14 protein-coding genes, 1 pseudogene and 1 other annotated feature are annotated in these 17,689 nt (G+C 42.4%); all 15 genes and pseudogenes read left to right on the top strand.

Going from position 1 to position 17,689, the window contains the following annotated elements; genetic code table 11:
- The first annotated feature begins 36 nt into the window (after nt 1-36).
- The gene (gene epsC / locus AAHB12_RS06495; RefSeq protein ID WP_342044695.1) at nt 37-954 is read left to right on the top strand and encodes a serine O-acetyltransferase EpsC; all 918 of its coding nucleotides are present in this window, start codon (nt 37-39) and stop codon (nt 952-954) included.
- Between the two features lie 169 nt (nt 955-1,123).
- Nucleotides 1,124-1,840 (top strand): response regulator transcription factor, encoded by a 717-nt coding sequence (locus AAHB12_RS06490; RefSeq protein ID WP_342044694.1) that lies wholly within the window; start codon nt 1,124-1,126, stop codon nt 1,838-1,840.
- Complete coding sequence (gene pnpS / locus AAHB12_RS06485) at nt 1,833-3,590, top strand: two-component system histidine kinase PnpS (protein ID WP_342044693.1); 1,758 nt, start codon at nt 1,833-1,835, stop codon at nt 3,588-3,590. The genes AAHB12_RS06490 and pnpS overlap by 8 nt, the downstream gene beginning before the upstream one ends.
- Before the next feature lie 529 nt (nt 3,591-4,119).
- The gene (gene polA, locus AAHB12_RS06480; RefSeq protein WP_342044692.1) at nt 4,120-6,750 is read left to right on the top strand and encodes a DNA polymerase I; all 2,631 of its coding nucleotides are present in this window, start codon (nt 4,120-4,122) and stop codon (nt 6,748-6,750) included.
- A 206-nt stretch (nt 6,751-6,956) separates the two neighbouring features.
- Nucleotides 6,957-7,781 (top strand): DNA-formamidopyrimidine glycosylase, encoded by an 825-nt coding sequence (gene mutM, locus AAHB12_RS06475; protein WP_342044691.1) that lies wholly within the window; start codon nt 6,957-6,959, stop codon nt 7,779-7,781.
- Between the two features lie 113 nt (nt 7,782-7,894).
- Nucleotides 7,895-8,530: a sporulation membrane protein YtaF gene (gene ytaF, locus AAHB12_RS06470; protein WP_342044690.1), complete on the top strand. Its 636-nt coding sequence runs from the start codon at nt 7,895-7,897 to the stop codon at nt 8,528-8,530.
- A gap of 200 nt (nt 8,531-8,730) precedes the next feature.
- Entirely contained in the window at nt 8,731-9,333 is a 603-nt protein-coding gene (gene coaE / locus AAHB12_RS06465; RefSeq protein WP_342044689.1) for a dephospho-CoA kinase, read from the top strand.
- A 105-nt stretch (nt 9,334-9,438) separates the two neighbouring features.
- Nucleotides 9,439-10,467: a glyceraldehyde-3-phosphate dehydrogenase gene (locus AAHB12_RS06460; protein ID WP_129727799.1), complete on the top strand. Its 1,029-nt coding sequence runs from the start codon at nt 9,439-9,441 to the stop codon at nt 10,465-10,467.
- A gap of 30 nt (nt 10,468-10,497) precedes the next feature.
- A pseudogene (locus tag AAHB12_RS06455) lies at nt 10,498-10,632 on the top strand (adenosylmethionine decarboxylase); the annotation flags it as partial.
- Nucleotides 10,633-10,909: 277 nt separating this feature from the next.
- The gene (locus tag AAHB12_RS06450; RefSeq protein WP_129727798.1) at nt 10,910-11,311 is read left to right on the top strand and encodes a cytosolic protein; all 402 of its coding nucleotides are present in this window, start codon (nt 10,910-10,912) and stop codon (nt 11,309-11,311) included.
- 37 nt (nt 11,312-11,348) lie between these two features.
- On the top strand, nt 11,349-11,810 hold the full coding sequence (gene nrdR / locus AAHB12_RS06445; RefSeq protein ID WP_129727797.1) for a transcriptional regulator NrdR: 462 nt from the start codon (nt 11,349-11,351) through the stop codon (nt 11,808-11,810).
- 73 nt (nt 11,811-11,883) lie between these two features.
- A complete protein-coding gene (locus tag AAHB12_RS06440) occupies nt 11,884-13,272 on the top strand; it encodes a replication initiation and membrane attachment family protein (RefSeq protein WP_129727796.1) in 1,389 nt (462 codons plus the stop codon).
- 29 nt (nt 13,273-13,301) lie between these two features.
- Nucleotides 13,302-14,255 (top strand): primosomal protein DnaI, encoded by a 954-nt coding sequence (dnaI, locus tag AAHB12_RS06435; protein ID WP_342044688.1) that lies wholly within the window; start codon nt 13,302-13,304, stop codon nt 14,253-14,255.
- Between the two features lie 182 nt (nt 14,256-14,437).
- The gene (gene ytxC / locus AAHB12_RS06430) at nt 14,438-15,295 is read left to right on the top strand and encodes a putative sporulation protein YtxC (protein ID WP_342044687.1); all 858 of its coding nucleotides are present in this window, start codon (nt 14,438-14,440) and stop codon (nt 15,293-15,295) included.
- A 57-nt stretch (nt 15,296-15,352) separates the two neighbouring features.
- Nucleotides 15,353-15,574 (top strand) — a binding site (T-box leader).
- 42 nt (nt 15,575-15,616) lie between these two features.
- Complete coding sequence (thrS, locus tag AAHB12_RS06425; protein ID WP_342044686.1) at nt 15,617-17,548, top strand: threonine--tRNA ligase; 1,932 nt, start codon at nt 15,617-15,619, stop codon at nt 17,546-17,548.
- The last annotated feature ends 141 nt before the right edge of the window (nt 17,549-17,689 follow it).

Raw genomic sequence — 17,689 nt, 5'->3', positions numbered from 1 at the left:
GTATAAAGAAATATTTCGATCAAAAGGAGCACTGCAATGGAGCTGAACAACTGGTTAAATCGGGATATGCCTGAGGTAGCACAAAAGTTGGAAAAGATTAATATGGATCATTTTTTCAAGGAAAAGACAATTGGCTTTGCTGGTAAAGAGATTGTCTACAAGGTATTGTTTCATTTGCGCTCTGCATTGTTTCCTGGGGTGTACGAAAACTACCCTATTGATGAGACGAGAGCAAACATTCTAATCGGGAATCGAATCCGAAATGCGGCTGTAGATTTGAGTAACTTAATCGAGAAGGCCTTTAAGAATGAGTGTGCGATGAAGTATAAAACATTGGTGGAACGACGGGATCGTGCAAATGAAATTACGATCCATTTGATTAATAAGCTGCCTGAAATACGCGAAACGTTAAATACAGATATTGAGGCTGCCTATAATGGGGACCCAGCAGCATTAAATACGGAAGAAATCTTGCTTAGCTATCCTTCTATCGAGGCTATTAGTATATACAGAATTGCGCACGTATTATACGAGATGCATGTACCTCTCATACCGAGAATGATGTCGGAATATGCTCATCAGCTAACGGGAATTGATATTCATCCGGGCGCTGAAATCGGAGAAAGCTTCTTTATTGATCACGGGACAGGCGTTGTAATCGGTGAAACATGTATTATTGGGAAGAATGTAAAAATATATCAAGGTGTGACACTCGGAGCAAAAAGTTTTCCGCTTGATGAGAATGGGAATCCGATAAAAGGAATCAAGAGGCACCCTGAAATCGAGGAGGGGGTTGTGATTTATGCTGGTGCTACAATTCTTGGAGGAGATACAGTAGTAGGGCATGATTCTACCATCGGGGGCAATGTTTGGCTCACTCATTCTGTTCCACCGTTTTCACAAGTGTATAATTCTCAGCCATCGCCGACTATTACACAAAGCGTTCCGAAATAAAGCAGCTATACCTATCGGAAGGAAACCTCCTTCAACAATATGCCCTGCTTGGGGCAGTGTGGGGCTTTAGGTTGAGCAATTATTTGTTTTCTAGTATGATACAACTAATAAAATAGACAAATATTCATTGGATGAGGAAGGGTTTTACTTTTTAATCTGGAGGCGTAGAATGAGCAATCGTATTTTAGTAGTGGATGATGAGGAATTTATCTTAACGTTAATAGAATTTAATTTACAGCAAGCTGGATTTGAAGTCATCACCGCTATGGATGGAGCAGAGGGTCTTCGTAAAGCAACAGAAGAAAATCCGGATTTGATTATATTAGATTTAATGCTGCCGAAAATGGATGGAATGGAAGTATGTAAGGAACTTCGGCTGCGTCGTATCATGACGCCGATTTTAATGCTAACCGCTAAAGATGATGAATTTGATAAGGTACTCGGTCTTGAATTAGGCGCAGATGATTATATGACAAAGCCGTTCAGCCCTAGAGAGGTTATTGCGCGAGTTAAAGCGATTTTGCGCCGGACGAGAATGAGTGATGATAACGCACAGGAAGAGCAAGATACGAGCCGTATTATGATTGCTGATTTGAAAATTATGCCGGAGTATTACGAAGCATACTACCGCGGGGAGAAGCTGGAGCTAACACCAAAGGAATTTGAACTTCTTGTCTATTTGGCTAAGCATAAGGGGCGTGTACTAACTCGTGATCAACTGTTAAGTGCCGTTTGGAACTATGACTTTGCCGGAGATACTCGTATTGTGGATGTTCATATTAGTCATTTGCGCGATAAAATCGAGAGCAATACAAAAAAGCCAGTTTATATTAAAACAATTCGCGGTTTAGGGTATAAGCTGGAAGAGCCGAAAATCAATGAATAAGTTTCGCTCGAAACTTCTTCTAGCCTTGATTTCATTGATTGTTGCGGTCCTTGTTGGATTAGGGCTGTTGCTGGGTCAGCTTTTTAAAGGCTTTTATATTGAGAACTTCAATGAACGAATGGAAAGAGAGCTTCGCTATACCGCTTCTGTTTTGGAGAAAACAGGAATTCATGAAACATTGCTTCGTCCGGAGACTCTTATTCAGATACAAGAGAAGCTGAAGGTAAACATTACCCTATTAGATTTAAAAGGGAAACTGTTATACGGTTCAGAGGAGAAGAAGGACCAGGATAATACGGAAGCAGTGCAAAAGCTTTTGTCAGATTTAAAGGACAATCCTCAAAATGTAGAGATGAGGTATACGGGCAACGATACGTATTATTATGGGGTATTATTGAGTGACAGGCGCTATGATGAAGCGTATTTAATCGTACATTTGTCGATGAACTCATTTTCATATATGCAGCAAAAAGTATGGGGCTTGCTTATTAGCAGCTTTTTTATCGCATTTATTGTCATCCTTTTATTAGGGCTTAGAATTATTGCCCAGTATACAAAACCGATTGAATCGGCGACAAGAGTTGCGATTGAGCTTGCGAAGGGAAATTATAAGGCTCGTGCGTATGAAAATCGTGCTGATGAAACGGGCATGCTGAGTCAGGCAATCAATATTTTAGCACGGAACTTGCAGGAGATGACATTAGCACAGGAGATGCAGCAGGACCGTTTGCATACGCTTATTGAGAACATGGGAAGCGGCATGATTTTAATTGATAGCCGCGGATATATTAGTCTTGTAAATCGCTCATACAAAGAAACGTTTCATGCGACAAATGAGCGATATTTAGATCGTCTTTATTATGAGGCATTTGATCATCAGGAAATCATTGAACTTGTCGAAGAGATTTTCATGACGGAGGTAAAGGTACGTAAGCAAATGCTGCTGCCTCTAGGAATTGAGCGTAAGCATTTTGAAGTATACGGTGCACCGATTATTGGGACAAATCATGAGTGGAAGGGAATTATTCTTGTGTTCCATGATATTACTGAGCTGAAAAGGTTAGAGCAAATGCGAAAGGACTTTTTAGCGAATGTATCGCATGAGCTGAAGACGCCGATTACTTCTATTAAGGGCTTTTCTGAAACGCTGCTTGACGGGGCAATGGAGGATCGAAAGCTTCGGGAATATTTTTTAACTATTATTTTGAAAGAAAGCGATCGAATGCAAAACTTGATTGCCGATTTATTAGATTTATCTAAAATTGAGCAACAAGGCTTTAAGCTGCAAATGGGAAATGTGAATTTAAAGATGCTACTTGAGGAAATTGAAGTGATGCTAAGGGGAAAAGCAGCTAATAAAACAATTGATTTGCAGCTGCAAGCAGCTCAGGATGTCACCATTCCTGGAGATCCGCATCGAATGAAGCAAATTTTTCTTAACCTAATTAGTAATGCAATTGTGTATACACCGGCAGGAGGAAGGGTTGTTGTCTCCCTAGAGACATCTCATCATTGGGTGAGCGTAAAAGTATCAGATACAGGGATTGGTATTGAGAAAGCTGAAATTCCACGGATTTTTGAACGCTTTTACCGCGTGGACAAAGCACGCAGCCGTAATACGGGCGGTACAGGCCTTGGTCTGTCCATCGTAAAGCATCTTGTTGAAGCGCATCGCGGACTTATTACGGTAGAAAGTGATGTAGGGGTCGGTACTACTTTTACAGTGATGCTTCGTCAGAAACAGAATTAGACAAATTTACAGTATATTAACAATATATTTATTTTATATTAATAAAGATTTGTTATTCTAGTTAACGAAAACCCCTTCATCCAAGGAGTAGTTCAAGGCGGAAGCATGATTTTCCGTTTCCGCCTGCCTTTTTATCTTGTAACAACAGGTGAAATATAGCATGAAGGCAACTGGCTGTAGTGGAAATGGATACATGTAAGATCTAAGTGTATCTGCATCTTTGTCCTCGCCGAACAGTTCCTGAATTGGTGAGAGCTCTCTTGCAAAATCCTGTGTATATACTTTTATTAAGCCGTTATTTTCCTTCTCTCGTTAGGTCATGCTAATATAGAGGAGGGAAGAAACGGTTTTTTGTTTTATACTTTAAGAAAGTATAAATTTCTAGCTGGGAGACTATTCGACGTAGTGAGAAATTTTAGGAGTAAGTATAAGTACAACTACGCCTCTGTCTTCGCCCGAAGGCAGGGCTTGCCAATCGTCGAGTTTTCTTTCTCTGATTTATGCTATATAGTGGGGAGGCTTGCATATCTTGAAGAAAAAAGTAGTATTAATTGACGGCAATAGCATCGCATACCGCGCCTTTTTTGCGTTGCCGCTGCTCAATAATGATAAGGGAATACATACAAATGCCGTGTACGGCTTTACAATGATGCTGATGCGGATTCTTGAGGAAGAGAAACCAACGCATATGCTCGTTGCATTTGATGCGGGGAAAACGACATTCCGTCATAAAACCTTCGGGGAATACAAGGGGGGGCGTCAAAAAACACCGCCAGAACTGTCAGAGCAATTTCCATTTATTCGTGAGCTTCTGGACAATCTTCAAATTTCCCGTTATGAGCTTGAAAATTATGAAGCTGACGATATTATCGGCACATTAGCGAAAGAAGCGGATGTAGACGGTGCTGAAGTGAGAGTTATTTCAGGAGATCGCGACCTTATTCAGCTTGTGTCGGAGCATACGAGTGTACTAATTACGAGAAAAGGTATTACGGAAGTTGATGAATACACGCCAGAAACCTTATTTGAAAAGCTGTCGCTCCAGCCGGATCAAATTATTGATATGAAAGGTCTAATGGGCGATCCGTCCGATAACATTCCGGGCGTACCTGGTGTAGGGGAAAAGACGGCAATTAAGCTGCTCAAGGAGTTTGGGACAATAGAAAAACTGTATGAAAACTTAGGCAGCGTCAGCGGAAAGAAGCTAAAGGAAAAGCTCGAAGAACATGAACAGCAGGCCTTGATGAGCAAGGAGTTGGCAACCATTTATAGGGAAGCGCCAATTACACTTCATTTACAGGATATTGAATACAAAGGGTACGAGCAGGAAGCTGTTATCCCTCTTTTCAAGCAGCTAGGCTTCAATTCCTTGCTGGATAAGTTCCAGCTTCCAGGAGAAGTAGCGGAAACGGTGCTAGATGAGCTATCGTTTACCGTTGTGGAGGAAGTAAATGAGAATATACTGCGAAGCGGAAGTTCGATAATTGTTGAGGTGCAGGAAGAAAACTATCATGGTGCTGAGGTGCAGGGCTTCGGTATTACCAATGAGACGGGCAGCTATTTTATTCCTGCGGAAGCCGGACTGAACTCAGAACGCTTTCGAGAATGGCTTGCTGATGATAGTGTGAAAAAAAGCATATTCGATGTGAAACGGGCAATCGTCGCTTTAAAGTGGAAGGGTCTAGAGCTAAGAGGAATTGATTTCGACTTGCTGCTTGCTGCTTATTTGCTTGATCCATCCGAGACAGATAAGGATTTTCGCGCTGTTGCGAAGATGAAGGATGCTCATGCAGTGAAATCCGATGAAGAGGTGTATGGCAAAGGTGCGAAGCGGGCCGTTCCAAATCAAGAGGTTTTATCGGAGCACGTGGCACGCAAATCTCGGGTGCTGTATGAGGTGAAAGAATCATTTGTCTTAGAATTGAAAAAGAATGAGCAGTATGGACTGTTTACAGATTTAGAGCTGCCATTATCTCGAGTGCTCGGGGAAATGGAGTATATGGGCGTGAAAGTAGACACGAATCGTTTGCTGCGTATGGGAGAGGATTTGTCCGTACAGTTGCAGGCGATTGAAAAAGATATTCATGAGCTAGCAGGCAGTGAATTTAATATTAACTCACCAAAGCAGCTAGGGGTTATTTTATTTGATAAGCTAAACTTGCCGGTATTCAAAAAAACAAAAACAGGTTATTCAACTTCAGCAGATGTGCTTGAGAAGTTAATTGACCATCATGAAATCGTTCCAAAAATCCTGCATTATCGCCAGCTTGGAAAATTATATTCAACGTACATTGAGGGGCTGCTTAAGGTTGTGCATAGTGATTCCTCCAAAATCCATACACGCTTTCAGCAGGCGCTAACCCAAACAGGACGCCTAAGCTCGACGGAGCCGAACCTGCAAAACATTCCGATTCGGCTTGAAGAAGGCCGGAAAATTCGCGAAGCGTTCATCCCATCGCAGGAAGGGTGGGTTATATTTGCGGCAGACTATTCGCAAATCGAGCTGCGTGTTCTTGCTCACATTGCCAAGGATAAAGGCTTAATGGATGCGTTTTTGCAGGATATGGATGTTCATACGAAAACCGCGATGGATGTATTTGGCGTAAATCAGGATGAAGTAACATCTAATATGAGACGTCAAGCAAAGGCGGTAAATTTCGGAATTGTATATGGAATTAGCGATTATGGCTTATCGCAAAACCTTGGGATTACAAGAAAAGCTGCTGCTGACTTTATTGAAACATACTTCCGAAGCTTTCCTGGTGTAAAGGAGTATATGGACAGCATTGTGCAGGAAGCGAAGCAAGCAGGGTATGTAACAACGCTATTAAATCGCCGTCGCTATATTCCTGAAATTACGAGTCGTAATTTTAATTTACGAAGCTTTGCCGAGCGTACTGCGATGAATACACCTATTCAAGGAAGTGCGGCTGATATTATTAAGCAGGCGATGATTGTAATGTTTGAGCGTTTGCAGGAGGAAAAGTTAACTGCGCGTCTCCTGCTTCAGGTACACGACGAATTGATTTTCGAGGCTCCGAAGGAAGAAATCGAAAAATTGGAGAAACTTGTTCCAGAAGTGATGGAGCATGCGGTTGAGTTAGCTGTGCCATTAAAGGTGGACTACTCCTATGGTCCAACATGGTATGATGCAAAATAAAGGACTGTGACAAAACTCCCTCTAATTGTGAGGGAGTTTTGTTTGCCCTGTGATAAGGTATAAACTTCCAGATAGAGGCGAATTCGCCGTGGTCGGAAATGTTAAGAATACAGGATAAGTGCAGCTATACCTCTGTCTTCACCCAAGGGCCGGCGAGTTTTCAGCACCTAGAAGCTTCATGATAACAATGTAAGGATGTGATAGATATGCCTGAACTGCCAGAGGTAGAAACGGTGAGACGAACGCTAGAGATACTTGTCAAAGGAAAGCAAATTGAAGATGTAATTGTAACATATGGAAAACTTGTCAAAGAGCCCGATGACGTCAAATTATTTCAGGAGATGCTAAAGGGTGAAATCATTGAAGGAATACGGCGAAGAGGGAAGTTTTTATTAATTGATTTAACGCACTATACGCTTGTCTCTCATTTGCGCATGGAAGGGAAGTACCGTCTGCAGGATGCGGGTGAGCCTGTGGACAAGCATACACATGTACGTTTTCAGTTTACCGATGGAACTGAGCTGCACTACAATGACGTTCGTAAATTTGGGACGATGCATATGTATAAAAAAGGAGAAGAGCATCTTTGTCCGTCTCTTGCCGATTTAGGGCCAGAGCCTTTTTCAGACGAGCTGACTGCGGTATATTTGATGGGAAAGCTGAAGAAAACGCAGCGGAAAATTAAGGCTGTTCTGTTGGATCAGCGTATACTTGTTGGACTGGGAAATATTTATGTAGATGAGGTACTATTTCGTTCTCGTATTCACCCAGAACGGGAGGCTTCTTCCTTACAGCCTTCTGAAATTGAAGCAATGCAGAAGGAAATTGTTGCAACGCTAACAGAAGCGGTGGAAAAGGGTGGTAGCACGATCCGGACATATATCAATTCTCAAGGACAAATTGGGACGTTCCAGAAAAGTTTATATGTCTATGGCCGAAAGGGGGAATCTTGCCCATCATGTGGGACGCCAATTGAGAAAACAGTTGTTGGCGGACGAGGTACGCACTATTGCCCAATTTGCCAAAACTAAAAAGGACAATAACATCGGATAGGCTTTTGTCATATATATACACCATATGAACATAAACGAAGCTTTTCCCTGAATCTAAAGGGAAAGGCGGACATATGGAAGGGAGCCCGACGATGCACCATTATGTTGCTTTGTTTCTTTTGGCATTGACGCTAAGCCTTGACAGCTGCAGCGTAGGCCTTACGTATGGACTGAGAAAGGTGAGGATTCCGGCAAAATCAGTTATTGTAATATCCCTTTGTTCAGCAGCTGTCATGATCCTTTCTATGGGGATTGGTCATCTCGTTGCGCAAATTTTTTCACCCGCTCTCGCAACAAAGATCGGGGGGGCTGTTCTTATTGGGATAGGTGCATGGGTGTTATATCAATTTTTTCAAGCAGACAAAAAGGAAGAGCCGCCAGTAGAGGAAACAACAGTGTGGAATCTGGAAATCCGTTCTCTTGGTATTGTTATTCAAATCTTGAGGAAGCCGACGATGGCCGATTTTGATAAATCTGGTATAATTTCCGGCATTGAAGCCCTTATGTTAGGGTTAGCGCTATCGTTAGACTCTTTTGGGGCTGGGATTGGAGCTTCGTTGCTTGGGTTTTCTCCGGTGCTTCTTGCCATATTGGTTGCAGTGATGAGCTCTATATTTTTAACTGTGGGCATGAAGGTCGGTATGTGGTTTTCTGGTGTTTCATGGCTGCAGCGATTGACATTCCTGCCCGGGATTTTGCTTATTATTATTGGTATTTGGAAGATGTAGGGAGCTGCTGTAAGAAATCTGTGTCAGCTTAAATGTATTTTCTATACTTACACGTATGAGGTGATTCCCAAGAGGAGGTTTTTTTCTCTTGTGAGTCACCTCTTTCTTAGTTTTGAGAATTCAGACAGCGTAGCTTTTTGAAAAGTTTGCCGGAAGGATGAAGTATAATAATAGGGATAAAATGACAGGAGAGATGCTATATGACAATTGTAATTGGGTTAACAGGAGGTATCGCAAGCGGCAAAAGTACTGTTGCCGCTATGCTGCGTGATTTCCATATTCCCATAATTGATGCAGATATCATTGCAAGGGAAGTGGTGGAACCTGGAAAGGAAGCATATAAAGGAATTATTGATGCCTTTGGACAAGAAATCTTACAAACAAATGGAGAGATTGACCGTCAGAAGCTCGGAAGCATTGTATTTCATAATGAGGAAAAACGCCTTCTTTTGAATCGTATTGTCCACCCTGCTATTCGTATGGAAATGAACCGGCAAAAGGACATGTATATTGAACAGGGTGAGAAAGCAATTGTTCTGGATATTCCGCTTCTCTTTGAAAGCAAACTAACTTCGCTTGTCCATAAGGTGCTGCTTGTATACGTAGACGAGGAGGTACAATTACATAGGCTCATGCAGCGTAACCATTTAACAGCAGAGGAGGCGAGGGCGCGTATAGCCTCGCAAATGCCTTTAAGGAAAAAGATAACATTAGCAGATGAAGTGATTAATAATAATGGCACAATAGAACATACAAAAACTCAATTAGTCAGCATTTTAGAAAAATGGTCACTCAAATTATAACGAAATACCCATAATATGAATTTATTGGTGACTATATATCCATTTGTGTTATACTATTTATGGGGTTTATGAGTTAAAAGTATAACATAAATAGGGGGCTGGAAAATGGTGCGTGTGGCGATTAATGGGTTTGGTCGTATTGGTAGAATGGTGTTCCGTCAGGCAATTAAAGAAAGTGCATTTGAAATTACAGCGATTAATGCCAGCTATCCCGCTGAGACATTAGCTCATTTAATCAAATATGATACGGTTCATGGGAAATTTGATGGAACAGTGGAAGCGTCTGAGGATCATTTATTAGTCGATGGAAAAAAGGTGCGCTTATTAAATGAACGTGATCCAAGGAAGCTACCTTGGAAAGAGCTCGGCATTGATATCGTGATCGAAGCAACGGGGAAATTCAATGCGAAGGAAAAAGCAATGGACCATGTTGAAGCAGGGGCAAAAAAGGTTATTTTAACAGCACCAGGCAAAGGTGAGGATATTACAGTTGTAGTGGGGGTTAATGAACAGCAGCTTGATATTGCGCAGCATACTATCATTTCGAATGCCTCTTGTACGACAAACTGCCTAGCGCCTGTTGTAAAAATTCTTGATGAGCAGTTCGGTATTGAAAACGGTTTGATGACGACCGTTCACGCATATACAAATGACCAAAAAAATATTGACAACCCACACAAGGATTTACGAAGAGCACGAGCTTGTGCACAGTCTATTATTCCGACAACAACAGGAGCGGCCAAAGCGTTATCCAAGGTGCTCCCTCATCTGTCAGGCAAGCTTCATGGTATGGCCCTTCGTGTACCAACAATAAATGTATCGCTTATTGATCTTGTTGTTGATGTAAAACGAGATGTTACCGCGGAGGAAATTAACGATGCGTTTCGGGCTGCTGCCAGAAGCTCTATGATGGGAATTATTGAAGTTTGCGACGAACCGCTCGTATCAGTGGATTTTAATACAAACGCCAGCTCCGCGATTATTGATGGGTTATCCACGATGGTGATGGGAACACGTAAAGTAAAGATACTGGCGTGGTACGATAATGAATGGGGATACTCTAAACGTGTTGTAGATCTTGTAGGAATGGTTACTGAGCAGTTCGCAGCGAGAGGGAAGGCGCAGCCCGCCTAAACAGAATAGATAATGAACGTCTGCAGAGGAAGTATTGATGTTTATACATGTGGTGATCGTATTAACCTGCATGTAACAGTTGACGATATTGCAGAAAGCCTTGGTGCGACAACACACGAGAGCATCGAACCTCCGCGTGGAACTGAAGGCTTTGAAATTAACTAACGAGATGCAAAAGCTCTTTAAAAAACAATATATTTGCTTTAAAATGTAAAGAGGTGTAGAACGCACCTCTTTTTTAGTTTACACTTTAAGAAAAGGCTAAATTTTTAGCTGCAAGACAATTCGCTGCAGCTGGAAAGTTTAAGAATACAGTATAAGTAGGGCTACGCCTCTGTCTTCGCCCAAGGGCAGGCTCGCCAATCGGCGAGTTTTCTTTACACTGTAGAAAATATCATTGGTGATAGAACTATAACTTGTTGTTGTGTAGGAGGAGAGTTTTATGAGCATCATGCAGAAGGTGAAGCAGGTTTTTTCCACACATGCTGAAACAATGGATTCACACTCGGACGAACAGCTGCGCAGCCGTTATTATAAAACAAATACACAAAATGCGTTAAAGGCTGTGGAAGATGTTATTCGTGGTTTAAAAGGCTATACAGTTACATCCGTTTCTCCTGAACGCGGGGAAATGAGTGTGAATATTGCTGGATCTAGGAAAGCATTTGTTGTTGTGACTGTCATTACAATTCGTCCATTTGAGACGGCAATTGATTTCTCCGTTACGACTGAAACGCCGTTGCCGAGTGATTTCGGATTTAGTAAGAAGGTTATTATGGAGTTGTATAACCAATTGGACAAGCAGCTCGTGTTTATTGGATCGGGATTAGGCGCAAAGCTATAACGAGCAAAGGAAAAGAAATAAATGAGGAGTGGTGACGATGCGTTGTCCGAATTGTTCTCATAATGGTACAAGAGTGCTCGATTCTCGTCCGGTTGATGATGGACGATCTATTCGCAGACGCAGAGAATGCGAAAGCTGTCTATATCGTTTTACAACATTTGAGCGTGTGGAAGAGACGCCGCTGATTGTTGTCAAGAAGGACGGAACACGTGAGCAGTTTAGCAAAGAAAAAATGTTACGAGGGCTGATTAAGGCCTGTGAAAAACGGCCTGTTTCCTTGAAGCAGCTTGAAGATGTTACACAGCATGTAGAACGAGAGCTGCGCAACATCGGGGTATCTGAGGTGGAAAGCGATAAAGTAGGGGAAATGGTAATGGAAGCGCTCAGGGATATTGATGAGGTGGCTTACGTGCGCTTCGCCTCAGTTTATCGACAATTTAAAGACTTAAATGTATTTATTGAGGAATTAAAGGATATTCTGCAAAAAGGCGGGAAGTAAGAAGAGCTTGAGGCATAAGTGCTATCGGCTCTTTTTTATCCGCATCAATATACAGTGAAAGGAATCAATTAAGATGGAAAGACAGTCATGGAGAGAGCTGCTGCCGGTGGATCGGTATCGTGTATGTGCCAGCGGACTGCTGCATGAGCATGACCGTCATATGTTAACGATGCTGTATCAGCCGTTGATTGGCAGTAAAGCAATCGGCTTATACAATACATTGTGGGGTGAACTGAAACAGTACGTTTCGGGTGGTGAAGAAAGCAATCATCATGCACTGATGATTCATATGTACATGCCGCTTCCTGAAATTTATGAAGAACGCATGAAGCTAGAGGCGTTGGGGCTATTAAAGGTGTATGTAAAAAAAGAACAGGACATCCGTTCATTTTTGTATGAATTACAGCCGCCCTTGTCGCCTAAGCAGTTTTTTGATGATGTTGTGTTAAATATCTTTTTATATAATCGTCTTGGTAAAACAAAGTACAACAAGCTGAAGCAATCCTTTTTGGAGCAGGAATCTGATGCTTCGGCTTACAGCGAAGTAACGCATTCTTTTAATGATGTGTTCCAATCGTTTTCTCCTTCGCAAATCGCCTCTTTACAGGAGGAAGTGAGTGTGCCTTCAGGATTTGCGGCACCGGGCCGGACAGCTGGCAAGGCACCGAGCATTTGGAATGATTTCTTTGACTTCGAGCTGTTTGCAGAAGGGCTTTCAGCACTTGTGCCGAAAAAGGCCCTTACGGCACATGTAAAGGAAGCTATTGTGAAGCTTGCTTATGTATACGGTATGAATGCATTGGCGATGCAAAATGTCGTGCTTGGCGCAGTAACAGAGCATCATACGATTGATATGGAAAAGCTGCGCAAAGGTGCACGAGACTGGTATCAATTTGAAAATGGAAGTGCTGTGCCCGTATTCAGCGAACGTGTGCAGCCGCTTGATGCAAGAACGATGCAGCATAAAGAACCGTCTAGTCAGGAGGAACTGCTTATTCAGCAGCTTGAGCAAATTTCACCGCGGGAGCTGTTAAAGGAAATCTCAGGCGGTACAGAGCCGACTGCGGCAGACTTAAAGATTATAGAGGACGTTATGCTGTCACAAAAGCTGTTGCCAGGTGTGGTAAATGTACTCATTTATTACGTTATGCTGAGAACAGATATGAAGCTCTCCAAAACATATGTTGAGAAAATAGCGGGGCATTGGGCACGTAAGAAAGTAACAACCGTACAGGACGCCATGATGCTCGCAAAAGAAGAAAACCGTCAATATCAAGAATGGGCTACCTCGAAAAAGACGCCGAAGAAGCGCGCAACAACGCGCAAGGAGCAGCTGCCGGAATGGCTGGAGGAACAAAAGCAACAGTCAGCAACTTCTCAGAGTCAAACAGAGAGTGCAATCGATTTGGAAGAAGAACGACGTCGCTTAGAGGAAGAGTTAAAAATGTATAAGAAGGAATAAAGGAATTTGTGTCCTTTGGAGGTGAAAAGATGGAACATGTTCAAAACTCCTTCGCCAATCTCATGAAAAATGAGGATTTCAAGAAACGATATGCTTCGTTGAAGGAGCAGGTGCTGTCACATCCGCGTATTCAACAATTTCTGCTTGAGCAAGAGGGGGAGGTAACCACTTCTATGCTTGAAGGCAGCCTTGTGAAGCTGTATGAATATATAGGTCAAAGTATGAACTGTGATGAATGTCAAACATTGGAACAATGTAAAAATATGCTGCAGGGCTACCATCCCCATCTTGTGATTCAAGGGAAACGGATTGATATTCAATATGACCGCTGTCCGCGTAAGGTGGCGTACGATGAGCGTAAAAAGCAGGAGTCTCTTATTCAAAGCTTGTATGTTCCAAGGGACATATTAGAAGCATCTATGGGAGGACTAGATCTTTCGCAATTAGAAAGAGTACAAGCAATTCGTGCCGCTAGCGAATTTCTAAAGGAATATGAGCTTGGCAAGAAGGTTAAGGGTTTATATCTATATGGACCATTTGGGGTAGGAAAGACATATATTTTAGGTGCAATTGCTAATGAATTAGCCGAACGGAAAATCTCTTCTATGCTTGTATACTTACCAGAATTCCTGCGTGAAATCAAAAGCTCCATTCAGGATAATACAATCAGTGATAAAATTGACGCGGTGAAGCGAGTACCGGTTCTGATGCTTGATGACATTGGGGCAGAAGCGATGTCAAGCTTTGTTCGAGATGATGTGTTAGGAGCTATTTTGCAATTTCGGATGCTGGAAAATCTGCCAACCTTCTTTACTTCTAATTTCAACATGCAGGAACTTGAGCATCATTTAACCTATTCGCAGCGCGGAGAAGAAGAGCGGATGAAGGCGGCTCGTATTATGGAACGAATTAAATATTTGGCGAAGCCAGTGCAAGTCAAAGGTGAGAATCGCCGCCATCAAGGGAGTAATCAAGGGGAGTAAGGACAGCTTGCTTCCTTTGTCTTTTGATGTATATACGTAGGTTTATGCAAAGGTTGTTTTACTACAGGAGAAAAGCGATTGGATTCCGCTTTTCTTTTTTTTGTCAAGAGTTTCTTGTATCATTTTTTGCTCCCCCTTTTAATATACATAAAATAGGTGATGATCTTAAAGGGGGGACAAAAGTGATCGAAATCCGCTTTGAAGAAGAGCATGATGCGCGCATGATGTACGAGCATTTGCTGAAAGGTGCGGAAACTGCGCATGAAAGTATGAGCGTGCTTTTGGAGGAATCAACAGTGGTCGTTCATATTCCGCCTGGGGACGTATGGTGTGCAGATGAAGTATTGATTCCGGCAATTATTCGTTTTATTACAGATGTGAAGGAAGAAAAATGGATTTTATCGATTTTAGAACAGGCCTTTTTATATCGCGATCAGGACGAACGGATGCAAATTCTACATATTGTTCATTCGCTATTAGACGGGAAATTGCAGGATATACCATATAAGGGTCTGCAGAAAGAAAGGAGAAGTTTGCTAGAGGCGTCTCTGGCGGAATTTGTACAAAACCCTATTTCCTTTTCCTTTGATTCCTATGTGAAGTTTCGTTTGAGGTACTATATGGCGTATTTGGTTCGATTAACAGAGCTTGCGATTGATGAATATAAGCTTGAGCAGGAGTATCAGTCCTTTGTGGAACTGCTTCGGCAGCATGTGTATACACGAAAACCTCGGCTGTCTTGCCTTCATCTCGTCTATAACGGAAGTTTCACTTTTTACGATGAACGTGGCTCTTGTTTAAATCAGGAGAGGTTGGTCCAATATATAGACGAGGGTATTGTGTACAATCAAGAGTCGTATATCGATCCTAATATTATTGCGCCGCTGTTATCGATTGCGCCGAAAACGATTTATCTATATACCGCTCATATAGATGACAATATGATTATTACAATTCGAAATGTGTTTCAAGAACGTGTAATTGTTCATACTATCGGAGAGTTTGAAAAAATGATGGGCAAGCAGGTAAGAAAACCGTAATGCTCCCTTGCTTTTCTTTTGCGTTGCGAATATAATTACGTACATAATGTGAATATAACATAAGTAATGATGAGGACATGAATTTCTTTTTACGATTCCCAGAGAGGGAGGCCTTAGGCTGTGAGCTTCCTAATACGAAAAAGTTGTTTACCACCTCTGAACTTCAGCGATGAATTGATAGTAATTGCTGACGGCAAACACCGTTATAATACTTGAGCGATTCATAGATGTGAATCGGAACAAGGGTGGAACCACGAGAAATCAACACTCGTCCCTTTTTGGGGACGGGTGTTTTTTATTTTTATGAAGGAGCTGAATGACATGGCAGAAAGTATTAAAATTACATTCCCAGATGGAGCTGTAAAGGAGTTTCCGCACGGGACAACAACAGAAGACATCGCTGCTTCCATTAGCCCTGGCTTAAAGAAAAAGGCTGTGGCAGGAAAGTTGAATGATACATTGCTTGACTTGAAGACACCTATTCAAGAGGATGGCAGCATCGCCATTGTTACATTGGATACTAAGGAAGGCGCAGAGATTTTGCGTCACTCTACAGCCCATTTGCTTGCACAGGCATTAAAGCGTTTGTATAAAGATGTGAAGCTTGGCATCGGACCAGTTATTGAAAATGGTTTTTACTACGATATCGATTTAGAAGAGCCAATTACAGCAGAAGATCTCCCGAAGATTGAGAAGGAAATGGAGCGCATCGTAAAGGAAAATATTGAGATTGTGCGCCAAGAGGTGAGCCGTGAGGAGGCGCTGCGCCGTTATGAAGAAATTGGTGATTATCTAAAGTTAGAACTGATTAATGACATTCCTGCGGATCAAACATTGTCTATTTATGAGCAAGGTGAATTTTTTGACCTATGCCGCGGCATCCATCTTCCGTCTACAGGAAAAATCAAAGCATTTAAGCTATTAAGCGTGGCGGGTGCCTACTGGCGCGGTGATAGCAAAAACAAAATGCTTCAGCGCATCTATGGTACTGCGTTTGCAAAGAAGGAAGAGCTTGCGGAGCATCTTCGCCTGCTAGAGGAAGCGAAGGAGCGCGACCACCGCAAGCTTGGCAAGGAATTAAAGCTATTTACAAACTCGCAAAAGGTTGGGCAAGGCTTGCCGCTTTGGCTGCCAAAGGGCGCGACAATCCGCCGCATTATCGAGCGTTATATTGTCGATAAGGAAGTAGCACTCGGTTATGATCACGTTTATACACCAGTTATGGGAAGCGTTGAATTGTACAAAACATCTGGTCACTGGGATCACTATCAGGATGGCATGTTCCCTCCAATGGAAATGGACAATGAACAGCTTGTGCTTCGTCCGATGAACTGTCCGCACCATATGATGGTATATAAGCATGATATCCATAGCTACCGCGAGCTACCGATTCGGATTGCAGAGCTTGGCACAATGCATCGTTATGAGATGTCCGGGGCGTTAACAGGTTTGCAACGCGTACGCGGCATGACTTTGAATGATGCTCATATCTTTGTTCGTCCAGATCAAATTAAAGAAGAGTTTATCCGTGTTGTTCGCTTGATTTTAGAGGTGTATAAGGACTTTGGTTTAGAAGACTATTCCTTCCGTCTATCGTATCGTGACCCAGAAGATACAGAGAAATATTTCAATGATGATGAAATGTGGAATAAAGCACAAAGCATGCTGAAGGAAGCTATGGATGAAATGGGCTACGACTACTATGAGGCAGAGGGTGAAGCTGCATTCTACGGTCCAAAGCTGGATGTGCAGGTGCGCACAGCGCTTGGCAAGGATGAAACATTGTCTACTGTACAGCTTGATTTCTTGCTTCCAGAGCGCTTTGATTTAACATATATCGGTGAAGATGGCAAGCATCACCGCCCTGTTGTCATCCACCGCGGCGTTGTTTCTACAATGGAACGTTTTGTTGCGTTCTTAATTGAGGAATACAAAGGTGCGTTCCCAACATGGCTTGCACCGGTACAGGTGCAGGTGATTCCTGTTTCTCCTCAAGTACATCTGGATTATGCGAAGAAGGTACAAGAGGAGCTTCAGCTTGCAGGGATCCGGGTTGAGCTGGATACACGCGACGAGAAAATCGGCTACAAAATCCGCGAGGCACAAATGCAAAAAATTCCGTACATGCTCGTAGTTGGTGATAACGAGGTACAGGAAACTGGTGTTAATGTGCGTAAGTACGGTGAGCAAAAGTCAGAAACAATGCCGCTTGCAGCGTTTGTAGATATGATTCGAAAAGAAGGAAAACGATAAGAAGGCTTGCTTCTTGTAAAAAGGTGCCGCATCATGAACGGCACCTTTTTGCACTGTAGGAAAATATAAATTTCCAGCTAGAAGTGAATTCGACGTAGTCGGAAGTTTTAGGAATACAGTATAAGGGCAACTACGCCGCTG

This window comes from Bacillus sp. OTU530, from assembly GCF_038440375.1.
The sequence above is the reverse complement of the archived record's forward strand: the minus strand, read 5'-3'. Positions and strand labels throughout refer to the sequence as shown.

Bases quoted from the DNA above. Each gene is read 5' to 3' on its own strand.
- epsC (WP_342044695.1), top strand. From the start codon at position 37: ATGGAGCTGAACAACTGGTTAAATCGGGATATGCCTGAGGTAGCACAA.
- AAHB12_RS06490 (WP_342044694.1), top strand. From the start codon at position 1,124: ATGAGCAATCGTATTTTAGTAGTGGATGATGAGGAATTTATCTTAACG.
- pnpS (WP_342044693.1), top strand. From the start codon at position 1,833: ATGAATAAGTTTCGCTCGAAACTTCTTCTAGCCTTGATTTCATTGATT.
- mutM (WP_342044691.1), top strand. From the start codon at position 6,957: ATGCCTGAACTGCCAGAGGTAGAAACGGTGAGACGAACGCTAGAGATA.
- ytaF (WP_342044690.1), top strand. From the start codon at position 7,895: ATGCACCATTATGTTGCTTTGTTTCTTTTGGCATTGACGCTAAGCCTT.
- coaE (WP_342044689.1), top strand. From the start codon at position 8,731: ATGACAATTGTAATTGGGTTAACAGGAGGTATCGCAAGCGGCAAAAGT.
- AAHB12_RS06460 (WP_129727799.1), top strand. From the start codon at position 9,439: ATGGTGCGTGTGGCGATTAATGGGTTTGGTCGTATTGGTAGAATGGTG.
- AAHB12_RS06450 (WP_129727798.1), top strand. From the start codon at position 10,910: ATGAGCATCATGCAGAAGGTGAAGCAGGTTTTTTCCACACATGCTGAA.
- nrdR (WP_129727797.1), top strand. From the start codon at position 11,349: ATGCGTTGTCCGAATTGTTCTCATAATGGTACAAGAGTGCTCGATTCT.
- AAHB12_RS06440 (WP_129727796.1), top strand. From the start codon at position 11,884: ATGGAAAGACAGTCATGGAGAGAGCTGCTGCCGGTGGATCGGTATCGT.
- dnaI (WP_342044688.1), top strand. From the start codon at position 13,302: ATGGAACATGTTCAAAACTCCTTCGCCAATCTCATGAAAAATGAGGAT.
- thrS (WP_342044686.1), top strand. From the start codon at position 15,617: ATGGCAGAAAGTATTAAAATTACATTCCCAGATGGAGCTGTAAAGGAG.